Origin of the sequence: Streptomyces sp. NBC_00872 (genome assembly GCF_045161915.1) — a bacterium.
In the GTDB taxonomy this organism is placed as follows: domain Bacteria; phylum Actinomycetota; class Actinomycetes; order Streptomycetales; family Streptomycetaceae; genus Streptomyces.
Genome location: NZ_CP108806.1, coordinates 7,651,758 through 7,674,001, shown reverse-complemented (window position 1 = coordinate 7,674,001; position 22,244 = coordinate 7,651,758). Strand labels below are relative to the sequence as shown.

Below are 22,244 nucleotides of genomic sequence, written 5' to 3'. Positions count from 1 at the left end.
GGCACCGAGGAGAGACGGTATGACGGAACAGGCACTGATCAGGGGCGTGGGCGGCAAGGAGCCCGCCGTCGACCCCTCGGCGTTCACAGCGCCTACCTCGGTCGTACTGGGCGAGGTCAGTGTGGGCGCGGGGGCGAGCGTCTGGTACCACGCCGTGCTCCGGGCCGATCACGCGCCGATCACCCTGGGTGCCGGAAGCAATGTCCAGGACAACTGCACCCTCCACGCCGACCCGGGCTTCCCGCTCACCGTCGGCGAGCGCGTCTCGATCGGTCACAACGCCGTGCTGCACGGCTGCACGGTCGAGGACGAGGTGCTGATCGGGATGGGCGCCACGGTCCTCAACGGCGCGCACATCGGCGCGGGCTCGCTCGTCGCGGCGCAGTCGCTCGTACCGCAGGGTCTGCGCGTACCCCCGGGTTCCCTGGTCGCGGGCGTGCCCGCCAGGGTCAAGCGTGAGCTGACGGAGGAGGAGCGCGCCGGGATCAGGCGCAACGCGGCGGGGTACGCCGAGACGGCGAAGATCCACCGCGAGGCCTACGAGAGCTGAGAGACGCCGGGGATACGGCGGTGGCCGGGCGGGCGCGCGGGCCGGGCGGCCGGTCGCCAGGCGCGATTTCCGGTCAGTCGGCGGCGGGTACGGCGTCGGGCTCCCCGGTCGGCGTGGTCACGCTCTGTGCTGTCGGCGCCGTCTCCGGTTCGGCCGGCGGCTGCCCGGCGGCCTTCTTGGCGCGGTTCCGTACGACGAGCATGGAGCCGATCCCGAACAGCACGGCGAGCACCAGACCGAGCCAGGAGAAGCGCTTGAGCCAGGCCTCGGCGACGACGCCCACCGAGTAGATGACGGCGGTCGTCCCGCCCGCCCAGACGATTCCGCCGAGCACATTGGCGATCAGGAACTTCCAGTACGGCATCCGCAGCACGCCCGCGAGCGGTCCCGCGAAGATACGGAGCAGGGCGATGAAACGGCCGAAGAAGACCGCCCACATCCCCCACTTCTCGAACGAACGCTCCGCCATGGCGACCTGTGGCTCACCGCAGTGTCTGGGGAACCGTACGGCGAGCCAGGCGAGCAGCGGCCGGCCGCCCTTGCGGCCGATGGCATAGCCGATCGAGTCCCCGATGATCGCACCGGCCGTGGCGCAGGCGGCGAGGATGTACGGATCGATGTCGCCGTGCTGGGAGGCGAGGAGCGCCGAGCTGACGAGAACGATCTCGCCGGGCAGCGGGATACCGAGGCTTTCGAGGCCGATCACCACCCCGACCAGGAGATAGATACTGACCGGGGGGATGGTCTCGAGCCACTCCTGGACGTGCAACGCCGGTTCCTTCCGTACTTCCGTGACCGGATTCCTCCGACCGTCCACGGGCGGCTGCCCGGCGCGCGCGGGCGCACGCCGGGCAGCCTACCCGGTGGCCGGGGTCGGTCAGGAGTGCGGGCGGAGGGTCCAGAGGACCGTCATCTCACCTGTCACCGCGCCGTCCGCTCGCGTCAGGGAGACGGTCACGGGGAATTCAGGACGCTCCCCCGCGTCCAGTTCGGCGACGACCTCGGCCACGGGGCGGCCCAGGGCCGCGGTGGCGGTGACGGCCCCCATGGCGAGTTTCCTGTAGCCGATTTCCGCCTTGACAGCGAGCGGAACCGCTCTGTCGAGCTGGTCTCCGAAGGCGGCGAGCACGATCGCGCCACTGGCGGACTCGCCCAGGGTGAACATCGCGCCGGCGTGTGGTCCGCCGACATGGTTGTGATACGCGGGCCGGTCGGGCAGCCGGACGACGGCACGCTCCGCGGTGGTCTCCAGGAATTCCAGTCCCAGGGTCCCGGCCATGGGGACCGTGGCGGCGAGCATCTCGCCGACGGACATCTGATCAGCGCTCATGGAACGCGATGTTACCCACGGGTAGAAGAGCTTGGCCATCCCCTGCCGGGGCGGACGTGGCAGCGGTGGGACGACCCCTCTATGGTTACTCGCCATGTGGCCAGGACAGCAGCCGCCCGGGGGCGAGCAGAACCCGCAGGACCAGCAGCCCAATCCGTACCAGCAGCCCGGATACCAGCAGCCGAATCCCTATCAGCAGCCCGGGTACCAACAGCCGAACCCCTACCAGCAGCCGGGACAGCAGCAGCCCGGACAGCCGCCGCAGGGGTATCCGCAGCAGGGGTACCAGCAGCCCGACCCGTACCAGCGGCCGACCACCCCGCAGTACGTCGTGTCCGGGCAGCAGGGACAGCCAGGACCGCCCGGACCGCCCGGACCCTCGCCGGACAGGAGGAGCACGACGGTCATCGCCGTGGTCGCCGCCGCGGTCGTGGTGGTCGCCGCCGCGGGCACCGCGTTCTTCGTGATGAACAAGGACGACGGAACGGCCGACAAGGCCGGCGACGATCCCAAGGCCTCGGCGTCCGCCTCCGGGCCCGCGGAGCCGAGCGCGGACGCGCCCAGCGACAACCCCCGGGCCGGCGAGGAGAGCAAGCCGCAGATCGAGGGCTGGAAGGTCGTCACCAACCCGAAGCACGGAACACGGTTCGACGTCCCCGCCGACTGGGAGGTCGCGGGCACCGGCGTCATATCCGGCTTCGAGGACCACAAGAAGAACGACGGCATGCCCGTCATCTCCTTCTCCGCACCCGCCTTCTACAAGTCCAAGTGGTGCTCGCAGGACACCGACAAGGACGGGAAGCCGGAGGACAGCGGCCTCGGCGGCACCGGTACCAAGGGCGGCGCGGGTGCCAAGGACACGGCGACGGCCGCGAAGAACGAGGCGGGAAGCTGGGCCTGGGCCGCGTACGCCCAGCAGGAGCCGGAGGACAAGGTCAAGGAGAAGGTGAAGGTCACCGACGCCCAGCCGTACACCACCACGTCCGGGCTCAAGGGGCACTACGCGACGGCCGCCACCTCGGGTGTGACCAAGACGAACAAGTGCGACACCGACGGCAAGTCGATCGCCTTCACCTTCACCAACGCCAAGGGCGACTACGCGACCTGGGTGCTCTACGCCAACAAGGGCGTGCCGGACGAGATCCCGGACGCGACGATCAAGCAGATCATGAGCACCGTACGGCTGACGGGCTCCTCGTCGTGACCGGCCGGCGTCCGGGCGCGGAGCCGCGGACAGGCCCCAGGTGAACTCTCCCGCCGACGGGGACCCCCGTTCCGCCCGCCGTGCCTTCCGGCGCCCTGCCCGGCGTCCCGGCCGCCGTCCCGCGTGGGCGGGGCGCAACTACACACTGCTGACGGCCGCGGCGGTCGTCACCAATGTGGGCAGCCAGGGCGCGCTGGTGGCCTCGGCGTTCGCGGTGCTGGAGTCGGGCGGTGACGCGGGCGATGTCGGCCTGGTGGCCGCGGCGCGTACGGTTCCGCTCGTCCTCTTCCTGCTCATCGGAGGCGCGCTCGCCGACCGGCTGCCCCGGCACCGGGTGATGGTCGCGGCCAACGCGCTCAACTGTGTCTCACAGGCGTCCTTCGCGGCGCTCGTACTCGTCGGTGAGCCACGGCTGTGGCAGATGATGGTGCTGGCCGGTCTGGGCGGTACCGGCCATGCCTTCTTCGGCCCGGCCTCCGAGGGCATGCTGATGTCCAGCGTCAGCGGTGAGCACGCGGGCCGTGCCTTCGCCCTCTACCGGATGGCGATGCACGGCGCGGGAATCGGCGGCGCGGCCCTCGGCGGCGCGCTGATCGCGGCGTTCGGGCCCGGCTGGGTCCTGGCCATCGACGCCGCCGCGTTTCTGGTGGCGGGATCGCTGCGTGCCTTCATCGATGTCAGCCATGTCCCGGCGCGTGAGCCCGGCGGCGGGATGCTCGCCGATCTGCGCGACGGCTGGCGGGAGTTCAGCGGAAGACCCTGGCTCTGGAGCATCGTCGTGCAGTTCGCCGTGGTCAACGCGGTCGTCGTCGCGGCCGAGGCGGTGTACGGGCCGCTGGTCGCCAGGGACGAGCTGGGCGGCCCCGGTCCCTGGGGCCTCGCGCTCGCCGCCTTCGGCGCGGGCACCGTCGGCGGCGCGCTGCTGATGATGCGCTGGCGACCGCGCAGACTGCTGCTCGCGGGCACGCTCTGCGTCTTTCCGCTCGCCCTTCCGTCGGCCGGGCTCGCGGTGCCGCTGTCCGCCGCGGGACTGGCGGCGGTGATGTTCCTGACGGGGGTCTCCGTCGAGGTCTTCGGTGTGTCGTGGATGACGGCTCTGCATCAGGAGATTCCCGAGGAGAAGCTCTCCCGGGTCTCGGCCTACGACTGGCTGGGGTCGATCGGTATGGTCCCGCTGGCCACCGCGCTCGCGGGACCGGCGGAGAGTGTCTTCGGGCGGAGCGCGGCGCTCTGGGGCTGCTCGGCACTGATCGTCCTGCTGACGGCCGCGGTCCTGACCGTCCCCGACGTACGCCGGCTGACCCGCCGCACCACGAAGGTCGCCGCCGATCCGTCCTCGGTCACCGGAGCGGCCGATTCGGCCCGCAGTCCGGGCTGACCCGCACCCGCCGGGCCGGACCGCCCAAGTGCCGTGCCCCGCAAGGCGGTCGTCCGCCGGCTCCGGGCGTGCCGGATACTGGGCGGCATGGTCCACGACGACGAACCGGTACTGCTCGGCCGGGCGGGTCGCACCGCCCACATCACACTCAACCGCCCCCGCGCCCTCAACGCCCTCACCCACCCCATGGTCCTGCGGATCTCCGAGGCCCTCGCGGAGTGGGAGGACGACGAAAGCGTCACGGCGGTCCTGCTCTCGGGCGCGGGCGAGCGCGGGCTGTGCGCCGGTGGCGACATCCGCGCGGTCCATGAGGACGTGCGCGCGGGAGGCTCCGCCTCGCCCGCCTTCTGGCGCGACGAGTACCGGCTCAACGCCCGTATCGCCCGCTTCCCCAAGCCCTATGTCGCGCTGATGGACGGCATCGTGATGGGCGGCGGTGTCGGTGTCTCGGCGCACGGCGGTCCGCGGATCGTCACCGAACGGTCCTCGGTCGCCATGCCCGAGACCGCGATCGGTCTGGTCCCCGATGTGGGCGGCACCTATCTGCTCTCCCGCGCGCCGGGTGAGCTCGGCACGCATCTCGCCCTGACCGGCGGGGCGGTGGGCGCGGCGGACGCGCTGCTCTGCGGGCTCGCGGACCACTTCGTACCCTCGGAGCGGCTCGCCGCTCTGCGCGCCGCACTGGCCGGACCCGCGGTACGCGAGGCGGCGGACGTCATCCGGACGGTACGTGAGTACGGGACGGCCGCGCCCGAGGGCCGGCTCGCCGCGGACCGCGAGTGGATCGACACCTGTTACGCGGCCGGCACGGTGGAGGAGATCGTCGAGCGGCTGCTCGCCGCCGGCCTGCCCGCGGCGAAGGAGGCCGCCGAGACGATCCTGACCCGGTCGCCCACCGCGCTCAAGGCGACCCTCGAAGCGATGCGCAGGGCACGCCGGCTGCCGACGCTGGAGCGGGTGCTCGACCAGGAGTACCGGACCTCCTGCGCCGCGCTGGCCACCCCCGATCTGCTGGAGGGCATCCGCGCGCAGGTCGTCGACAAGGACCGCAGACCGCGGTGGTCACCGAGGGAACTGGCGGAGGTCACCGAGGCGGATGTGGCGCGGTTCTTCACCCCGCCGCCGGGCGGCGACCTCGGACTCGGCGACGAAGCGCCCGGGGACTACGGACTCGGTGGCGACGGGTCCGGTGGCGGGGCCCCGGCTTCGGTCTCGTAGGGGCAGATCCGTACGGACACGGCGCGGGGGCGCGGGGGCTCGGGACTCGGGTCAGCGGCGGAGGTGGTGGCGCTTGCGCCAGGCGACCACCGCCGCGACCAGACCGGAGATCACGATGAAGCCCATGGCGATCAGGAACACCGGTGACGTCGGCGAGGCGGCCCGGCTCCCCGCCACCACATAGGCCGCGTTGTTGGGGATCGAGCCGATGAGCGTCGCCAGCAGGAACGGTGTCCACCGCATATGGGAGACGGCCGCGCAATAGTTGCTCGGGGCGAACGGCACCCCGGGGAAGAGCCGGATCGCCAGCATCGACCGGAAGCCGTGGGCGCTGAGCAGCCGGTCGGCGGCCTTCAGCCAGCGGCCCCGCAGCAGCGGGCGCAGCGCCTCCTGCCCGAGGAAGCGGCCGAGTCCGAAGGAGAGCGCGGCGCTCAGCACCGTCCCCGCGAGCGCGGCGGCCAGCCCGAGATAGGAGCCGAGAAGCGCGCCGGAGGCGATGTTGAGCAGCGGGCGCGGTACGAACGCCGTCGCGCACAGCCCGTACGCCACGGTGAACAGCACCACGGCGATACCGCCGCTGACATGCGGCGGCCAGCCGTCGGCGAGCAGCTTCTGCGGCTCGTACAGCAGCACCATGACGGCCGACGCGCCCAGCAGGGCCACGAGTACGGAGAATCGCGCCCAGGGCGAGAGAAGCGCCCGGTAGCAACGGAGCGCGAGGCTTGGCGAGGACCGGGGTACGGGGGCGAGCACCCGGCGAGCGTAACCGACGAAGATGACCGGTCGCCGGGCGCGAGATGGCGGTCACCCCCCAGCGGGCGCAACAGGGCGGACGGCTCCGGGGGGAACGTCCGGAGAACGCGCAGGTCCCGGCGCAGGTCCCGGCACAGATGTCCGAGGGGGCCCGTAGGGTGCCCGTATGACGTCAGTGGTCACGCGGAAGCCGGCCGTACCGGACAGCGCGCTGTCCGACACCGTGCTGGAGAGGCTCACCGCCGTGTACCCCACGGCGGCCGATCCGGTGCGCGCCGAGAAGTCCTTCGCGTACATGAAGGGGATCGGGCCGTTCCTCGGCATTCCCGCGCCGCGCTGCCGGGCACTGGCCCGTACGGTCCTGGAGGGCACCGCGCGCCCCGACGAGACGGACTGCGCGGCGATCGCCCTGCGCTGCTGGGAGCTGCCCGAGCGGGAGTACCAGTACTTCGCCGTGGACTATCTGCGCCGGTACAGCGGGCGCTGCTCGTCCGGGTTCCTGCCCGTCGTACGGCATCTCGTCAGCACCGTCCCCTGGTGGGACACGATCGATCCGCTCGCCGCGCATGTCGCGGGCGCGCTGGTGACGGCCGATCCCGCGCTGAAGGCCGACATGGACCGGTGGATCGACGACGAGAACCTCTGGGTCGCGCGTACGGCCCTGCTGCACCAGCTCGGTTACAAAGGCGGCACCGACGCGGAGCGGCTCTTCGACTACTGCCTGCGCCGCGCCGGCCATCCCGACTTCTTCATCCGCAAGGCGATCGGCTGGTGTCTGCGGGAGTACGCGAAGACGGACCCAGCGGCGGTGCGGCAGTTCGTCGAGGGGGCGAGGGACCGGCTGTCCCCGCTGTCGGTACGCGAGGCCCTGAAGCACCTCTGACGGCAGCACTTCTGACGGCCACCCGTCAACCGGCCACGGATGGAAAACCATTCGACGCGGCGGCCGCCATGGGCGAGGATCGGCGACATGTTCCGGTACGCCTTCCTCGCAGCGCCGTCCGCAGTCGCGGACGCGCCGAAGGCTGCCGCGTTCCCCTTCCTCTTCCCCTTCCTCGCGGCGTGCGTGGCCGCACCGGCCGTCGAAACCGCCCTGGCGGCCGCGATCGCAGCGGCAGCGGTCGCGGCGGCGGTCGCACTCGCCGCGGCGCCCGTCGACGGCGCCCGAAGCTGACCCTTCCCGGATCGTCCGGCGGACCCCGCAGGGGGAGGGTCGGCAAGGCCCGGGGGTCCCTCTCACGCTTCGAGTTCCTGGAAGGAACCATGCCCAAGACGGCATACGTGCGCACCAAGCCGCATCTGAACATCGGCACCATGGGCCACGTCGACCACGGCAAGACCACACTGACCGCGGCCATCACCAAGGTCCTCAGCGACCGCGGGACCGGCACCTTCGTACCGTTCGACCGGATCGACCGGGCGCCGGAGGAGGCCGCCCGGGGGATCACCATCAACATCTCGCACGTCGAGTACGAGACGGACACCCGGCACTACGCCCATGTGGACATGCCGGGCCACGCCGACTACATCAAGAACATGGTGACCGGCGCCGCCCAGCTCGACGGGGCGATCCTCGTCGTCTCCGCGCTCGACGGGATCATGCCGCAGACCGCCGAGCATGTGCTGCTCGCCCGCCAGGTCGGTGTCAACCACATCGTCGTCGCCCTCAACAAGGCCGACGCGGGTGACGACGAGCTGAGCGACCTGGTCGAGCTGGAGGTGCGCGAACTGCTCACCGAGCACGGCTACGGCGGCGACGCGGCGCCCGTCATCCGGGTGTCGGGGCTGCGCGCCCTTGAGGGGGACCCGCGCTGGACCGCGGCCGTGGAGGCGCTGCTCGACGCCGTCGACACCTATGTGCCGATGCCGGTCCGGTACACGGACGCGCCGTTCCTGCTCCCGGTGGAGAACGTGCTCACCATCACCGGGCGCGGCACGGTGGTCACCGGCGCCGTCGAGCGCGGCACGGTGCGCGTGGGTGACCGGGTGGAGGTGCTGGGCGCCGGTGTGGAGACGGTGGTCACCGGTCTGGAGACCTTCGGCAAGCCGATGGAGTCCGCCGAGGCCGGGGACAATGTCGCGCTGCTGCTGCGGGGGATGCCGCGTGACGCGGTGCGCCGCGGCCATGTGGTGGCGGCGCCGGGCAGTCTCGTACCGAGCAGGCGCTTCACCGCGCAGGTGTATGTGCTCTCGGCGCGCGAGGGTGGCCGCACCACCGCGGTCGGCAGCGGGTACCGGCCGCAGTTCTACATCCGTACGGCGGACGTGGTCGGCGACATCGACCTCGGCGAGAGGGGGGTCGCGCGCCCCGGGGACACGGTCACCCTGACCGTGGAGCTGGGCCGGGACGTACCGCTGGAGCCGGGGCTCGGCTTCGCGATCCGTGAGGGCGGCCGTACGGTCGGCGCCGGTACGGTCACCTCGCTGCTCTGACGGGTCCGGCGGACCTCCGGGTCCATGGGTCCCGGGTCCGTCCCCCCTCCCGGGTCCGTCCCCCTCCCGTGTCCGTCTCCCCGCTCCGGGGAGGCGGGCGCGGGACCGTACGCGCGCACGGCGCACAATGGGACGGTGAACGAGCCGATCCCCGTCATACGCGCCGTGGACCGCGGCACCGCGAAGCTGCTGCCCGATGTGGACCGGGAGCGGGCCTGGCTGCTGACGGTCGACGGAGCGCCGCAGTCGTATGTCGATCTGGACGACCCGGCGCATCTGGAGTTCGAGTACGTACGGCGTCTCGCCCATGTCGTCGACTGCGCCGCCGCGGACGGTGAGCCGCTCACGGTGCTCCATCTCGGCGGCGGTGGCTGCACACTGCCCCGCTATGTGGCCGCGACCAGGCCGGGCTCGGCGCAGTGTGTGGTGGAGGCCGACGCGGGGCTGCTGGCGCTGGTCGCGGAGCGGCTGCCCCTACCGGACGGCAGCGGGATCACCGTACGGGGCGCGGACGCCCGTCACTGGCTCGAAGCCGCGCCCGCGCGCTCGGCGGATGTACTGATCGCGGATGTGTTCGGCGGTTCCCGGGTGCCCGCGCACATCACCTCCGTCGAGTACGCGCGGGAAGCCGCGCGGGTGCTCAGGGCGGACGGGGTCTATGCCGCCAATCTCGCGGACGGCGCGCCCTTCGGCTTCCTCCGCTCCCAACTGGCCACCTTCGCGGCGGTCTTCGCGGAGCTGGCCCTGATCGCGGAGCCGGGCGTGCTCCGTGGCCGGCGTTTCGGCAATGCCGTACTGGTCGCCTCGCAGGAGCCCATCGACACGGCCGCGCTGGCCCGCCGTACCGCGTCCGACGCCTTTCCCGCCCGGGTCGAACACGGCGCGTCGCTACGGCGGTTCACCGGGGCCGCGACGGTGGTACGGGACAGCGGGGCGGTGCCCTCGCCCCGGCCGCCGGAGGGAGCTTTCAGCATCGGCTGAGGCCTGGCGTCGACAGGAGCGGCCGGAGCACCGGCCCCGGCGGGACACCCGGGGCCCATGACACCGGTATCACTCCTCGATGGCTCCGCCCACGGCCCGCAGATGGTCGCGGAAGGTCAGGGAAGGCGTCCGCCGACGGGCGGCGAGATAGGCGTCGAACCGTACCTGGCCGCGCAGGGACTCACCGGAACGGATGCGCTCGGCCTGGCGCCGCTCGGTGTCACGGATGGTCTCCGCGAGCGTCAGAAGGTCCTCGGCGCGGTCGGCCGGTACGAAGAGCACACCGTCGTCGTCGCCCAGGACCAGATCCTCGCGCCCCACCGTCCACTCCCCCACGGTGGCGGACTCCACCGCGCCGTCGGGACGGGCGTCGAGGCGCTGAGGGCCGGTCGGGGTCGCTCCCGTGCTGAAGACCGGCAGCCCGATCTCACGGATGTCGGCGGTGTCGCGGTGCAGCCCCCAGATCACCACGCCCGCCAGCCCCGCGGCCCCGGCCTCCAGCACCACGAGATCGCCGACACACGCCTCGTCGGTCCGTCCGCCGTTGTCGACCACCAGCACATCACCGGGCGAGGCCTCTTCGAACGCCTCCAGAAAGATGTCGACACTGCCGGCGTGACGGGCGGGACACACCCGGCCCGCCACCCGGCCGCCCGGCACGACAGCCCGTACGGACGGCGGCGCACAGCGCACCGGGACCTGTGCGCGGATACAGGCGTCCGCGACATGGGCGGTGGTCAGGGTCGCGAACCGCCGGCCGAGCTCCTGGTGATCCATACGGTGTCCCCTCTCGCATACGCACACGTCCGAGGCCCTCGGACGTCGTGTCCGAGGCCCTCGGACACGACATCCAGCCTTTCACGGCGCGACCTGGCCGGAGAGCGGCGGATCCCGCCCTGGTATGCGGCCCCGTCCTGGAATGCGGCAGGAGCCGCCGGGACGGAGACTGGAGTGACCGGTACACGCCCATGAGCGGCGCCTACGGGCGCGCAGAACGGCCGGCGAACCGCCGGCCCGCGCATGGACATCCCCAGACGTCATGGGAGCCAGCGATGACCAGCACCAAGACCCGTACCTACCGCGCCATGCAGGTCGACCGGCCCGGTGCGGCTCCGCACCTCGTCGAGAAGGAGTTCCGCGAGCCCGGCCCCGGCCATGTGCGGGTGGCCGTCGAGGCCTGCGGCGTCTGCCACACCGATTCCATGATGATCGACGGCGGGTTCCCCGAGGCGTCGTTCCCCCTGGTCCCGGGCCATGAGATCGCCGGACGGATCGACGCCGTCGGTGACGGTGTCGAGGAGTTCGAGCCGGGGCAGCGCGTCGCCGTCGGCTGGTTCGGCGGCAACTGCGGGCACTGTGTGGCGTGTCGTGACGGTGACGCCATCAACTGCGCCACCCTTCAGACCCCGGGTCTGTCCTATCCCGGCGGCTACGCCGACACGGTCGTGGTGCCGGCCTCGGCCCTGGCCCGTATCCCGGACGGCTTCAGCTTCGTCGACAGCGCGCCGATGGGCTGCGCCGGTGTCACCGTGTGCAACGCGCTCAGCCGCAGTGCCGCGCGCCCCGGTGATGTCGTCGCCATCCTCGGTGTCGGCGGACTCGGTCATCTCGGCGTGCAGTTCGCGGACAAGATGGGATTCGAGACCGTCGCCATCGCACGCGGAGAGGACAAGGAACCGCTCGCGCGTGAACTGGGGGCGCGTCACTACATCGACAACCGGTCCCAGGACGTCGCGGCGGAGCTGCGGGCCCTCGGCGGGGCCAAGGTGGTCCTCACCACCGCGACCAACAGCGAGGCGGCGACCGACACCCTGGCCGGGCTGGACCACCGGGGCGAACTGATCGTCATCGCGCTTCAGCAGGAGCCGCTCCGGATCGGCACGAACCAGCTGGTCACCGGGACCCGCAAGGTGTACGGACATGCCTCCGGCACCTCGCGCGAGGTCGAGGAGACCCTGCGCTTCGCCGCCCTCACCGGCGTCCGGCCCATGACCGAGGAAGTACCGCTCACCGAGGCCGGCCGGGCGCTGGACAAGATGCTCGCGGGCAAGGCCCGCTTCCGTATGGTCCTGACCTCCGGCCCCGGTCACTGAGATACCGGCCGCCGACGTCCCGGACACTGAGGTCCCGGACACTGAGCGCTCGCTGAGCGCTCATACGGGGGCGGCCGCCGGGGCGCGCCGCTGGTCCGGGGCGCGCGAGGTGATCCGGTACTGGCCGGGAGCCTGGGAGCGGGCGCGCCGGAAGGCACGGCTGAAGGCGTACACCGAGGTGTAGCCGACGGAGCGGGCGATGGCTTCCAGCGGTTCGTCGCTGTCCCTGAGCCGCACCGCGGCCAGATCCATACGCCATCGCGTGAGATAACCGCCGGGTGTCTCGCCGGCCACGCTGAGGAACCGCCGCGAGAGGGTGGTGCGTGACACGGCCAGCTCCGCCGCGAGGCTGTCCACGGTCCAGGCGCGGGCGGGGTCGTGATGGAGTTTCGTCATGGCGACGCTGACGAGCGGATCGCCGAGCACTCCCAGCCATGTCCCGCGCAGTTCGTCCGCCTGTCTGGTGAGCAGGACCCGCAGGAGCTGTACGAGGAGGACGTCCACGAGACGGTTGAGGACGACGGCGGTCGCGACCTGGGTGTGGACGAGTTCCCGGGCGAGCAGCCGGACGGTGTCGTCCAGGCCGCTGCCGCTGTTGTCCGCGCGGAGGTGGACGACCTCCGGGAGCAGCGTCAGGATCTGGATGGAGACCGCCGGGTCGTACTCGTAGGAAGCCCCCAGGATATGGGTCTGGACGTCCCCGGAGCCGAAGCGCAGCACTCCCGCCTCGGCCTTGGCCTGGGCCGCCGCCTCGCAGTCACATGCCCGGATCTCGGTGTCCGGACCGCTGCTGAGTGTGTGCTCGGCTCCGTTCGGCAGGAGCACGACGTCTCCCGGCATGAGCTGGAACGGCGGCCGGCCGGGCAGCCCGAGCCAGGCGGTGCCCGCGGTGATGGCGTAGAAGGCCGCGCCGCGGATGCCGCTCCACCGGACGCCCCACGCGTCGGCGGCCTCGATCCTGGCTCCCAGAGTGCCGCGGACACCGGTCACCGCCAGTACGTCGGAGAGGAGGTCCATGAGGGTGACCGTAGACCGCTCCGTGTGCCACGTCCATCTTCCGTGGTGCCCATTGGTGTCGGCGATTCGGTGAGCGTGCTACAGACGGATATGTTCGCGCCCCTTTCAGGTATCGCCCGTGCTCCTCCGCTCCCCGTACGTTCGATGGCGTACCGGCCCGTCGGGGCCGGTGATCGGATGGAGGAACAGGGCATGCGAATTTCCGGCTCGACCGCGCTGGTGACCGGCGCGAACCGTGGCATCGGCCGTCATCTCGCCGAGGAGCTGCTGAAGCGGGGCGCGAAGGTCTACGCGACGGCGCGACGTCCCGAGAGCGTCGGCATTCCGGGCGTGGAGGTGCTCAAGCTCGACATCACCGACCCCGTGTCCGTCAAGGCGGCGGCCGCGGCCGCCCAGGACGTCGATCTGCTGATCAACAACGCGGGCATCGCCACCGGCACGAACCTTGTCACCGGCGATGTCGACACCATCCGCCGGGAGCTGGACACGCACTTCTGGGGCACTCTCGACATGGTGCGCGCCTTCGCCCCCGTGCTGGCCGCCAACGGCGGGGGAGCGATCGTGAACGTGCTGTCCGCCGCGTCGTGGTTCTCGTACGACGGGAACAACGCCTACAGCGTCGCGAAGTCGGCCGAGTGGAGCCTGACCAATGGCGTCCGCCTCGAACTCGCCGGTCAGAACACCCTGGTGACCGGTGTGATCCTGGGCGCGGCGGACACCGACATCATGTCGGGCGTCGACTACGACGGGCCCCTGCTCGACCCCGCCGATGTCGCCCGCGCGGCTCTGGACGGTGTGGAGGCGCGCGAGGTCGAGGTCGTCGTCGGCGACTGGAGCGCCCACGTCAAGGCGTCGCTGGCCGCGGACCCGAGCGAGTTCTACGGGCGGCTCCCCGCGGCCTCCTGATCCGCGCCGGTCGCGGCCCGATGGCCGCCGGGTGACGGTCAGACAGCGTCAGGAGAGACATCCGGCAGGGCGAGCCAGTCCTGCCAGGAGAGATCGCGGCCGATGTGGCGCGGCCGTTCGAAGGGCCAGGTCTCGGCGATCCAGCGCGGCACGAGTTCGTCCAGGTCGGCTTCCAGCCGGGTGCCGACCCGGGCGTCCACGACCCACCACGAGATCTCGGCGTCGGCACCGGTCTTCTCCGGCGGGTCGATGTACACACAGCCGAGGAGAGCGGTGCCAGCGTCGTCGAACAGCGCGTAGTTGAAGGACTTGTGCGCCGCGATCTCGACCTCGTGGCGCACCAGGTCGGCCCGGTCCTCCTCGTATGTCATGGTCGCCGGCGGCCAGCCCCACGCCTTTCCGAAGATCGACCAGAGACGTTCGCGCGAACCCATCACGGCCGGGTAGTCGAGGTCGGTGTCCGCGCCCGATATCGGACGCAGATGGTAGCCGCCGGGAAGCGCGACACGGACGGGATGGACGAAATCAGCGGGCAGCCAGCTCATGCCCCGGAGGCTAATCGCCGGCTCCCCACCGCGCATCCGGTTAAACCCCACGCCCGCGCCGCAGGCGCACACCGCCCCGCACCAGGCCCCCGCACCAAGCCCCGGCCAGGAGACGCTACGCCGGGAGGCGCAGCGCCTCGATGATCCGTTCCGCCGCCAGCGTCGCCGTCAGCGTCCCTTCCCGTACGCCCTGTTCCAGCGCCGGTGTGATCTCCCGTACCCCCGGATGCTCCCGCAGCCGGTCCAGGAGGTGGTCCCGGACCATCGACCAGGTCCAGTCGACCTGCTGATCGCTCCGCTTCCTGGCCAGCCGACCGTCCGCGCCGAGGACCGCGCGGTGCTGTTCCAGCCGCTCCCACACCGCGTCCAGGCCCGTGCCCTCCCGCGCGCTGCAACTGAGCACGGGGGGCGTCCATGCCGCGTCGGCCGGGTGCATCAGCCGCAGCGCGCCGGCGAGTTCACGCGCGGCGGAGCGCGCGTCGCGTTCGTGCGGGCCGTCGGCCTTGTTGACGGCGATGACGTCCGCCAGTTCCAGCACGCCCTTCTTGATGCCCTGGAGCTGGTCGCCGGTACGCGCGAGGCTGAGCAGCAGGAAGGAGTCGACCATATTGGCCACCGTCGTCTCCGACTGGCCGACGCCCACGGTCTCCACCAGGACCACGTCGTACCCCGCGGCCTCCATCACGACGATGGTCTCCCGGGTCGCCTTGGCGACGCCCCCCAGGGTGCCCGCCGTGGGCGACGGGCGTACGAACGCCGCCGGGTCCACCGCCAGCCGCTCCATCCGGGTCTTGTCGCCCAGGATGGACCCGCCCGTCCTGGTGGAGGACGGGTCGACGGCGAGCACCGCGACCCGGTGGCCGAGGCCCGTGAGCAGCGTCCCGAGCGCGTCGATGAAGGTGGACTTCCCGACGCCGGGCACCCCGCTGATCCCGATCCTGCGCGCCTTCCCCGAGTGCGGCAGCAGCTCGGTCAGCAGCTTCTGGGCCAGCCCTCGGTGATCGGGTCTGGTGGACTCGACCAGGGTGACGGCACGGGCGATGTACGAACGGGAGCCGTCCAGCACACCCTTGGCGTAGGTGTCGATGTCGATCCGTGGTGCCACGCGCTCACCGCTCAGGGCCGGAGCCGGAGACGGCGGACCCGTCATCCGCTCCCCCGGAGATGGCGTCATGCCCCAGCGCCGTCCCCAGCGCGCTCAGCAGATCCCGCGCCGCGTCCGGGATCACCGTGCCCGGCGGGAAGACCGCCGCGGCGCCCGCCCGGCGCAGTTCCTCGATGTCCTGCGGCGGGATCACCCCGCCCACGACGATCATGATGTCCTCCCGGCCCTCGGCCGCGAGCTGCTCGCGCAGCGCCGGTACGAGCGTGAGATGCCCGGCCGCCAGCGAGGAGACACCGACGATATGGACGTCCGCCTCGACCGCCTGCCGCGCGACCTCGGCCGGCGTCTGGAACAGCGGGCCGACATCGACGTCGAAGCCCAGGTCCGCGAAGGCCGTCGCGATCACCTTCTGGCCGCGGTCATGCCCGTCCTGCCCCATCTTGGCCACCAGGATGCGCGGGCGGCGCCCCTCGGCCCGTTCGAAGTCCTCGACCACGGCACGGGTCTGCTCCACGGCCGGGGAGGTGCCTGCCTCGTTCCTGTACACACCGGAGATCGTACGGATCTGGCCCGAGTGGCGCCCGTACACCTTCTCCAGGGCGTCCGAGATCTCGCCGACGGTGGCCATCGCACGGGCCGCGTTCACCGCGAGTGCCAGCAGATTCCCGTCCAGGCCGTCGCCGGCGCCGCCTCCCGTGCCCGTGCCTCCCCCGCCGCCACCCGCCTCCGCCGCCGCGCTGAGCGCGCGCAGCGCGTCCTGGCAGGCGTTCTCGTCGCGCTCGGCGCGCAGCCGGCGCAGCTTCTCGATCTGCTGGGTCCGTACCGATGAGTTGTCGACCTTGAGGACGTCGATCTTCTCGTCCGTCTCCACCCGGTACTTGTTGACGCCGATGACGGGCTGACGCCCCGAGTCGATCCGCGCCTGGGTACGGGCGGCGGCCTCCTCCACGCGGAGTTTGGGGATTCCGGCGTCGATGGCCTGGGCCATGCCGCCCGCCGCCTCGACCTCCTCGATGTGCCGCCAGGCACGCCGCGCCAGGTCGTACGTCAGTTTCTCGACATACGCGCTGCCGCCCCAGGGGTCGGTCACCCGGCATGTGCCCGACTCCTGCTGGAGCAGCAACTGGGTGTTGCGGGCGATACGGGCCGAGAAGTCGGTGGGCAGGGCCAGCGCCTCGTCCAGCGCGTTCGTGTGCAGCGACTGGGTGTGCCCCTGGGTGGCGGCCATCGCCTCGACACAGGTGCGGGTGACGTTGTTGAAGACGTCCTGCGCGGTGAGCGACCAGCCGGAGGTCTGCGAATGGGTGCGCAGGGAGAGCGACTTGGCGTTCTGCGGGTCGAACTTCTTGACCAGCTTGGCCCACAGCAGCCGGGCCGCCCGCAGTTTGGCGATCTCCATGAAGAAGTTCATGCCGATGGCCCAGAAGAAGGAGAGCCGCGGCGCGAACGCGTCCACGTCGAGCCCCGCCCCGATTCCGGCGCGCAGATACTCCACCCCGTCCGCGAGGGTGTACGCCAGCTCCAGATCGGCCGTCGCGCCGGCTTCCTGGATGTGATAGCCGGAGATGGAGATGGAGTTGTAGCGCGGCATCTTCCGCGAGGTGTACGCGAAGATGTCGGAGATGATCCGCATCGACGGCTTCGGCGGATAGATATAGGTGTTGCGGACCATGAACTCCTTGAGGATGTCGTTCTGGATGGTCCCGGCCAGCTTCTCGGGCGGTACGCCCTGTTCCTCGGCGGCCACGATGTAGAGGGCCAGTACGGGCAGCACGGCGCCGTTCATCGTCATCGACACGCTCATCCGGTCCAGCGGGATGCCGTCGAAGAGCTGCCGCATGTCGTAGATGGAGTCGATGGCCACGCCCGCCATACCGACATCGCCGGTCACCCGTGGATGGTCGCTGTCGTAGCCGCGGTGGGTCGGCAGATCGAAGGCGACGGACAGGCCCTTCTGCCCGGCGGCGAGATTGCGCCGGTAGAAGGCGTTGGACTCCTCGGCGGTGGAGAACCCCGCGTACTGCCGGATCGTCCAGGGCTGGTTGACGTACATCGTGGGGTACGGGCCGCGCAGATACGGCGCGATGCCCGGGTAGGTGCCGAGGAAGTCCAGGCCCGCCGTGTCCTGCGCGGTGTAGAGCGGTTTGACGGCGATGCCCTCGGGGGTCTCCCAGACGAGTTCGCCGTCGGCGCGGCCGGTCCGCTCCTTGACGGCCGTACGCCACTGGTCCTCGGTCACGCCGGCACCGTCACCGGGGACCGGTCCGCTGTCGGTGAGGCCGATGCCGGCGAAGTCGGGGATCCCCATCACGCCACTCCCATCCGGTCGAGGACGGAGGTCAGGACGGCGACCGCGTCGCCGCCCGCGACGACGAACTCGTCGACCCCGGCCTCCAGATATGTCTCACGGTGCTCGCCGGGCCGGCCGGCGAGGAAGACCCGCGGCGCGCCGGCGGACTTGAGCGCCGCGGCGACGGGCGCGGCCAGTTCGGTGTAGAGCGCGTCGCTGGAGCAGAGGCAGGCGACGGACGCTCCGCTGCGGGTGAAGGCGTCGGCGGCGGTGTCCGCGTCGACCGACACCGGATCATGGACCGGTTCGATCCCGCCGGCCTGGAAGAGGCTGGCGGCGAAAGTGGCCCGTGCCGTGTGCGCGGCGGCCGGTCCGAGAGCCGCCAGAAAGATCCGGGGCCGGGCGCCGGTGGCGGCGAGATACGCGTCGGAGCGGGCGCGGAGCGCCTCGTACGCCTCGTCGCGGCGGACGACGGGCAGTCCGCCACCGGGGGGTTCGGGCGCCGGGTCCCGCTCCACCGGAGGCTGCGAGAGCTGCGGGAACTCGCTGACCCCGGTGATGGGTTCACGCCGCCGTGCGAGCCTGCCGGAGCGCTCCCGCCAGGTGCCGGAGAGCCGCTCCTCGATCAATCCGCCGCGCAGGGCGGCGCGTTGGCCACCGGCGCGCTCGATCTCCTGGAACCACGCCCAGGCCGCGTGGGCGAGATCGTCGGTGAGCCGTTCCACGTACCAGGAACCGCCCGCCGGATCGATGACCCGTCCGAGATGCGACTCCTCCAGCAGGATCGTCGAGGTGTTGCGCGCGATCCTGCGGGAGAAGGCGTCGGAGAGCCCGAGGGAATGGTCGAACGGCAGTACGGTCACGGCGTCGGCGCCGCCCATCCCGGCCGCCAGCGAGGCGACGGTGGTACGCAGCATGTTCACCCAGGGGTCGCGCCGGGTCATCATCACCGGGGAGGTCACGGCGTGCTGACGCTGTGCCCCGGCGGCGGGGGCGCCGCAGACCTCGGCCACCCGGGCCCAGAGCCTGCGCGCGGCGCGGAGTTTGGAAATCGTGAGGAACTGGTCGGCGGTGGCCGCGTAACGGAATTCGAGCTGCCCGCACGCGGCTTCGACGGAGAGTCCGGCCGCGGTGAGCTCACGCAGCCAGCCGACCCCGGTGGCGAGCGAACAGCCCAGTTCCTGGGCGTCCGAGGCACCGGCCTCGTGGTACGGCAGCCCGTCGACGGAGATGGCGCGCAGACCGGGGTACTCACGGTCGCAGAGCGCGGCGAGTGCCACGGCCTCCTCGGTGTGGCCGTCCGTCTCCCGTCCGGTACGGGCGAGCAGCGCGACGGGGTCGGCGCCGAGGGTGCCGCGCGCCTGATGACGCGCCACCCCGCGCTCGTCGTAGAGCCGGAGCAACTCCCGTGCGGCGGGCCCGAATTCGTCGCCCGCGTCGAGGGCGACGGGAGCCAGGTCGAGATAGACGCCCGCGAGGGCGGTGGCCAGAGCGCTCACCGGGACTCCGGCGGCGCCGACCCCCAGCCACAGGGAGGTGACGCCGTTCTCCAGGTCGGCGAGCACGGCTTCATTGGCCTGCGCGGGATCGGGACGCGTATGACGCTGCCGTACGTCCCAGCCGGAGACGGCACCGCCCTCGGGCCGGCCACCCCGGGTGAACGGCGCGAAACCCGGATAGCCGGCGGCCCCGGGAGAGCCGAAGGAACCCGAGGAGCTCACGGAACCTGACGAGCCGTCGCCGGGCGCGTCCTCGGCGGTGTAGAGCGGACGGGTGATGAGCCCGTCCTGAAGCGTTGTGGCAAGTGCCTCCTCGGCGGCCGGCCCCGAGACATCACGACCCGATTTACGCAGAACGCCTGCCACCAGGCTCTGCCAGTGCTCGCGGGTCGCGTCGGGAAACTCGGCGGCCAGGGAAAGCCCGTCGTCAGGCAGGACCGTCATGCCCAGATATTAGGACAGCACGCCGAACGAGCAGCAGAGCGCGCGCCTGTGAGCTATCCCTCCCCCTAATAAGCCATGTGTAGGGCTTTCACCGCATGGAAATGCCCTATGTGAGCACGTCTGACAAGGAGCGCGGCCGACCGCCGGTGACAGGGGACCCGGCCCGTCGATGACGGGGTCGCCGCCCGCCGATGGCAGGGGGCCGACAGCCGTGTCGTCATCTTCAGACGCTACGCTGCCCCAACCCGGTATGTGATCGCTGATCGATGGTCGCTGATCGCCATGCCATCGGCCTCAACGACGCCACGCCCGTAGTGACGAGCAGGCGCGAGACGTAGGACCACGTGAGTAGGACAACCTGCCCATCCATATGATCTAACCGCGCATCGACCGTCAGCTCTCAGTCCGCCACTGTGCCCGCGGCTCCGCCGGCCAGTGCATGATCCTCTCTTGGATGGCGTAGTACCCCATGTCTTGGTTCGAATCTTTCGTCCTCGGGCTCGTCCAGGGACTGACCGAGTTCCTGCCCATCTCCTCCAGCGCGCATCTGCGGCTGACGGCGGCGTTCGCGGGCTGGCACGACCCGGGCGCGGCATTCACCGCGATCACGCAGATCGGTACCGAGGCCGCCGTCCTGATCTACTTCCGCAAGGACATCGCCCGTATCGTTTCCGCATGGTTCCGCTCGCTGACGAACAAGGCGATGCGCGGCGACCACGACGCCCAGATGGGGTGGCTGGTCATCGTCGGCTCGATCCCGATCGGGGTGCTCGGAGTCACCTTCAAGGACCAGATCGAGGGCCCGTTCCGTGATCTGCGGCTGATCGCCGTCACACTGATCGTGATGGGCATCGTCCTCGGTGTCGCGGACCGGCTGGCGGCGCGTGACGAGACCGGCGGCAAGCACCGGGCCATCAAGGAGCGCAAGTCCCTCCAGGAGCTGGGGGTGCGGGACGGTCTGATCTTCGGTATCTGCCAGGCGATGGCACTTGTCCCGGGCGTCTCCCGCTCGGGCGCGACGATCAGCGGCGGTCTGCTGATGGGGTACACCCGCGAGGCGGCGGCGCGTTACTCGTTCCTGCTCGCGATCCCCGCGGTCCTCGCCTCCGGCGCCTTCGAACTGAAGGACGCGAGCAACGGCCATGTGTCCTGGGGCCCCACGATCTTCGCCACGATCATCGCGTTCGTGGTGGGATATGCCGTTATCGCCTGGTTTATGAAGTTCATTACGACCAAGAGCTTCATGCCGTTCGTGATCTACCGGATACTGCTCGGCATCGCCCTGTTCGTACTGATCGGAACGGACACCCTGAGCCCCCACGCGGGCGAATCGGCGGGCTGACGCCACGATTTCCGACGGGGGCGGCAGCGAGGACGGGGGCCTGTGCCGGCAGGCGGTCGGCTACGGTGATGTCCACAACCGTCACCAGGGGGCGACGTGATCAGGTTCTGGACCATCCTCGCCGTCCTCTTCGCCGCTCTCACCGTTGGCGCCCTCGCGACGGCGAACCGGACCAGAGGCATCGACGACCTCGCGATCGCCGCGATCCTCGCCTGTCTGGCCTGGGGAAGCTGGAAAGCCCGGCGGTAGTTACGCGATCGCCCTTCTGCTGTCGCGGGGTGAGGTGGGGCGGTGGGGTGTGAGCGAGTGTGAGCAAGGACGCGCTCCGAACGGCGTCCCGGCATCCGTCCTGCCTCTACGCTTGTCATATGTCCTCCACTCGTGCCACCGCATCCTCGGCCCGTGACGCCGTCGCGGCCAATGAGCGGATCCGCGCGCTTGTCGACGCGGCCGACGCCTCCGACGGCACGTGGCCCTCGGAGGCGTACGAAGTGCTTCTGCGGGAGTGGGCCGCCGCCCTGCACAAGGGCGTCGGTCATGTCGACGAGGCCGCGTAACCGCTTCCCTCACGCGTGACCGGCTCGCGCGTGACCGGGAGAAGCAGTTCGGGGCGGTCCCACATCACGGCGGGCGGATTCGCGGCCTCCGTGCCGGTCCGACGGGCGCCCACGCTGCGGTAGAAGCCCTCGGCGGGCGGGTGCGAGACGATACGGACACGATCGAGCCCCGCCTCGCGCGCCCCCGCCTTCATATGCTCGATCAGCCGACGGCCGATACCGAGACCCTGCGCGTCGTCGGCCACGAACATCAGGTCGAGTTCCGCCGTGGCGGGAGTGGCTGTGACGGGAGCGGGAGTGGCAGGAGTGAGCAGGATGAGGGCGTAGAAGCCGAGGATCCGGTCACCCGGGCCGATGGCCACGAAGACCTCATGGGCCTCGATGTAGTCGGGGCCGACCCGGTACCCGGCGATCATCGGCGCGTACGGGCCCTCGTAGGCACGGGAGCGGCGTACGAGGGTGGTGAGCCTTTTGGCGTCGCGGGCGACCGCTCGTCTGATCCGTACGGCTTCGCCCCCGAACGTCTCGCCGCGCACGTCCCCGGTCTTCCCCGTAATCTTCGCGCCCATGAAGTGAGTATTACCTACCCATGGGACACG

Annotated in this window: 23 protein-coding genes; 13 read left to right on the top strand and 10 right to left on the bottom strand. The window is 71.1% G+C overall.

Annotated elements, in window-relative coordinates; translation table 11 throughout:
* Positions 1–19 precede the first annotated feature (19 nt).
* Positions 20–550: a gamma carbonic anhydrase family protein gene (locus OG214_RS32880; RefSeq protein ID WP_383034799.1), complete on the top strand. Its 531-nt coding sequence runs from the start codon at positions 20–22 to the stop codon at positions 548–550.
* Positions 551–623: 73 nt separating this feature from the next.
* Here the strand turns inward: OG214_RS32880 and OG214_RS32875 are convergent, their stop codons facing one another.
* A complete protein-coding gene (locus OG214_RS32875) occupies positions 624–1,319 on the bottom strand; it encodes a VTT domain-containing protein (RefSeq protein ID WP_405986766.1) in 696 nt (231 codons plus the stop codon).
* Positions 1,320–1,427: 108 nt separating this feature from the next.
* Positions 1,428–1,880 (bottom strand): DUF4442 domain-containing protein, encoded by a 453-nt coding sequence (locus OG214_RS32870; RefSeq protein ID WP_405986765.1) that lies wholly within the window; start codon positions 1,878–1,880, stop codon positions 1,428–1,430.
* Between the two features lie 94 nt (positions 1,881–1,974).
* On the opposite strand from OG214_RS32870, the gene OG214_RS32865 reads away from it, so the two are divergent.
* The 3 genes from OG214_RS32865 to OG214_RS32855 all read left to right on the top strand — a co-directional run bounded on the left by OG214_RS32865 (position 1,975) and on the right by OG214_RS32855 (position 5,680).
* The gene (locus tag OG214_RS32865) at positions 1,975–3,084 is read left to right on the top strand and encodes a hypothetical protein (protein ID WP_405986764.1); all 1,110 of its coding nucleotides are present in this window, start codon (positions 1,975–1,977) and stop codon (positions 3,082–3,084) included.
* Positions 3,085–3,124: 40 nt separating this feature from the next.
* Positions 3,125–4,462 (top strand): MFS transporter, encoded by a 1,338-nt coding sequence (locus tag OG214_RS32860; protein WP_405986763.1) that lies wholly within the window; start codon positions 3,125–3,127, stop codon positions 4,460–4,462.
* An 87-nt stretch (positions 4,463–4,549) separates the two neighbouring features.
* Entirely contained in the window at positions 4,550–5,680 is a 1,131-nt protein-coding gene (locus OG214_RS32855) for an enoyl-CoA hydratase/isomerase family protein (protein ID WP_405986762.1), read from the top strand.
* Positions 5,681–5,731: 51 nt separating this feature from the next.
* Here the strand turns inward: OG214_RS32855 and OG214_RS32850 are convergent, their stop codons facing one another.
* A complete protein-coding gene (locus tag OG214_RS32850) occupies positions 5,732–6,433 on the bottom strand; it encodes a TVP38/TMEM64 family protein (RefSeq protein WP_363085970.1) in 702 nt (233 codons plus the stop codon).
* A 166-nt stretch (positions 6,434–6,599) separates the two neighbouring features.
* Between OG214_RS32850 and OG214_RS32845 the strand changes: the two genes are divergently transcribed.
* The 4 genes from OG214_RS32845 to OG214_RS32830 all read left to right on the top strand — a co-directional run bounded on the left by OG214_RS32845 (position 6,600) and on the right by OG214_RS32830 (position 9,847).
* Positions 6,600–7,316, top strand: a complete 717-nt coding sequence (locus OG214_RS32845) for a DNA alkylation repair protein (protein ID WP_363085971.1) — start codon at positions 6,600–6,602, stop codon at positions 7,314–7,316.
* Between the two features lie 87 nt (positions 7,317–7,403).
* Entirely contained in the window at positions 7,404–7,607 is a 204-nt protein-coding gene (locus OG214_RS32840; RefSeq protein ID WP_405986761.1) for a hypothetical protein, read from the top strand.
* Positions 7,608–7,696: 89 nt separating this feature from the next.
* A complete protein-coding gene (tuf, locus tag OG214_RS32835; RefSeq protein WP_363086040.1) occupies positions 7,697–8,866 on the top strand; it encodes an elongation factor Tu in 1,170 nt (389 codons plus the stop codon).
* Between the two features lie 135 nt (positions 8,867–9,001).
* A complete protein-coding gene (locus OG214_RS32830) occupies positions 9,002–9,847 on the top strand; it encodes a spermidine synthase (protein ID WP_382855390.1) in 846 nt (281 codons plus the stop codon).
* A gap of 69 nt (positions 9,848–9,916) precedes the next feature.
* On the opposite strand, the gene OG214_RS32825 is transcribed toward OG214_RS32830, so the two are convergent.
* Complete coding sequence (locus tag OG214_RS32825; RefSeq protein WP_382855387.1) at positions 9,917–10,624, bottom strand: RraA family protein; 708 nt, start codon at positions 10,622–10,624, stop codon at positions 9,917–9,919.
* A 275-nt stretch (positions 10,625–10,899) separates the two neighbouring features.
* Here OG214_RS32825 and OG214_RS32820 point away from each other — a divergent pair, with 275 nt between their 5' ends.
* The gene (locus OG214_RS32820; protein WP_405986760.1) at positions 10,900–11,940 is read left to right on the top strand and encodes an alcohol dehydrogenase catalytic domain-containing protein; all 1,041 of its coding nucleotides are present in this window, start codon (positions 10,900–10,902) and stop codon (positions 11,938–11,940) included.
* Between the two features lie 60 nt (positions 11,941–12,000).
* Here the strand turns inward: OG214_RS32820 and OG214_RS32815 are convergent, their stop codons facing one another.
* On the bottom strand, positions 12,001–12,957 hold the full coding sequence (locus OG214_RS32815; protein ID WP_405986759.1) for an AraC family transcriptional regulator: 957 nt from the start codon (positions 12,955–12,957) through the stop codon (positions 12,001–12,003).
* A 192-nt stretch (positions 12,958–13,149) separates the two neighbouring features.
* Between OG214_RS32815 and OG214_RS32810 the strand changes: the two genes are divergently transcribed.
* Positions 13,150–13,863, top strand: coding sequence for an SDR family oxidoreductase (locus OG214_RS32810; protein WP_363082025.1), 714 nt, complete (start codon positions 13,150–13,152; stop codon positions 13,861–13,863).
* Between the two features lie 38 nt (positions 13,864–13,901).
* Here the strand turns inward: OG214_RS32810 and OG214_RS32805 are convergent, their stop codons facing one another.
* The 4 genes from OG214_RS32805 to OG214_RS32790 all read right to left on the bottom strand — a co-directional run bounded on the left by OG214_RS32805 (position 13,902) and on the right by OG214_RS32790 (position 19,746).
* Positions 13,902–14,408, bottom strand: coding sequence for an N-acetyltransferase (locus OG214_RS32805; RefSeq protein WP_363082024.1), 507 nt, complete (start codon positions 14,406–14,408; stop codon positions 13,902–13,904).
* 115 nt (positions 14,409–14,523) lie between these two features.
* Positions 14,524–15,513: a methylmalonyl Co-A mutase-associated GTPase MeaB gene (meaB, locus tag OG214_RS32800; protein WP_363082023.1), complete on the bottom strand. Its 990-nt coding sequence runs from the start codon at positions 15,511–15,513 to the stop codon at positions 14,524–14,526.
* Between the two features lie 4 nt (positions 15,514–15,517).
* Complete coding sequence (gene scpA, locus OG214_RS32795; protein ID WP_405986758.1) at positions 15,518–17,821, bottom strand: methylmalonyl-CoA mutase; 2,304 nt, start codon at positions 17,819–17,821, stop codon at positions 15,518–15,520.
* A complete protein-coding gene (locus OG214_RS32790; RefSeq protein ID WP_405986757.1) occupies positions 17,821–19,746 on the bottom strand; it encodes a methylmalonyl-CoA mutase family protein in 1,926 nt (641 codons plus the stop codon). Before OG214_RS32790 ends, scpA begins: the two co-directional genes overlap by 1 nt.
* A 469-nt stretch (positions 19,747–20,215) precedes the next feature.
* On the opposite strand from OG214_RS32790, the gene OG214_RS32785 reads away from it, so the two are divergent.
* The 3 genes from OG214_RS32785 to OG214_RS32775 all read left to right on the top strand — a co-directional run bounded on the left by OG214_RS32785 (position 20,216) and on the right by OG214_RS32775 (position 21,645).
* A complete protein-coding gene (locus tag OG214_RS32785; RefSeq protein WP_363082020.1) occupies positions 20,216–21,088 on the top strand; it encodes an undecaprenyl-diphosphate phosphatase in 873 nt (290 codons plus the stop codon).
* 96 nt (positions 21,089–21,184) lie between these two features.
* Positions 21,185–21,337, top strand: coding sequence for a hypothetical protein (locus OG214_RS32780; RefSeq protein ID WP_363082019.1), 153 nt, complete (start codon positions 21,185–21,187; stop codon positions 21,335–21,337).
* A 119-nt stretch (positions 21,338–21,456) separates the two neighbouring features.
* On the top strand, positions 21,457–21,645 hold the full coding sequence (locus tag OG214_RS32775; protein ID WP_405986756.1) for a hypothetical protein: 189 nt from the start codon (positions 21,457–21,459) through the stop codon (positions 21,643–21,645).
* Here the strand turns inward: OG214_RS32775 and OG214_RS32770 are convergent.
* Positions 21,624–22,214 (bottom strand): GNAT family N-acetyltransferase, encoded by a 591-nt coding sequence (locus OG214_RS32770; protein ID WP_405986755.1) that lies wholly within the window; start codon positions 22,212–22,214, stop codon positions 21,624–21,626. The genes OG214_RS32775 and OG214_RS32770 overlap by 22 nt on opposite strands.
* Between the last annotated feature and the right edge of the window lie 30 nt (positions 22,215–22,244).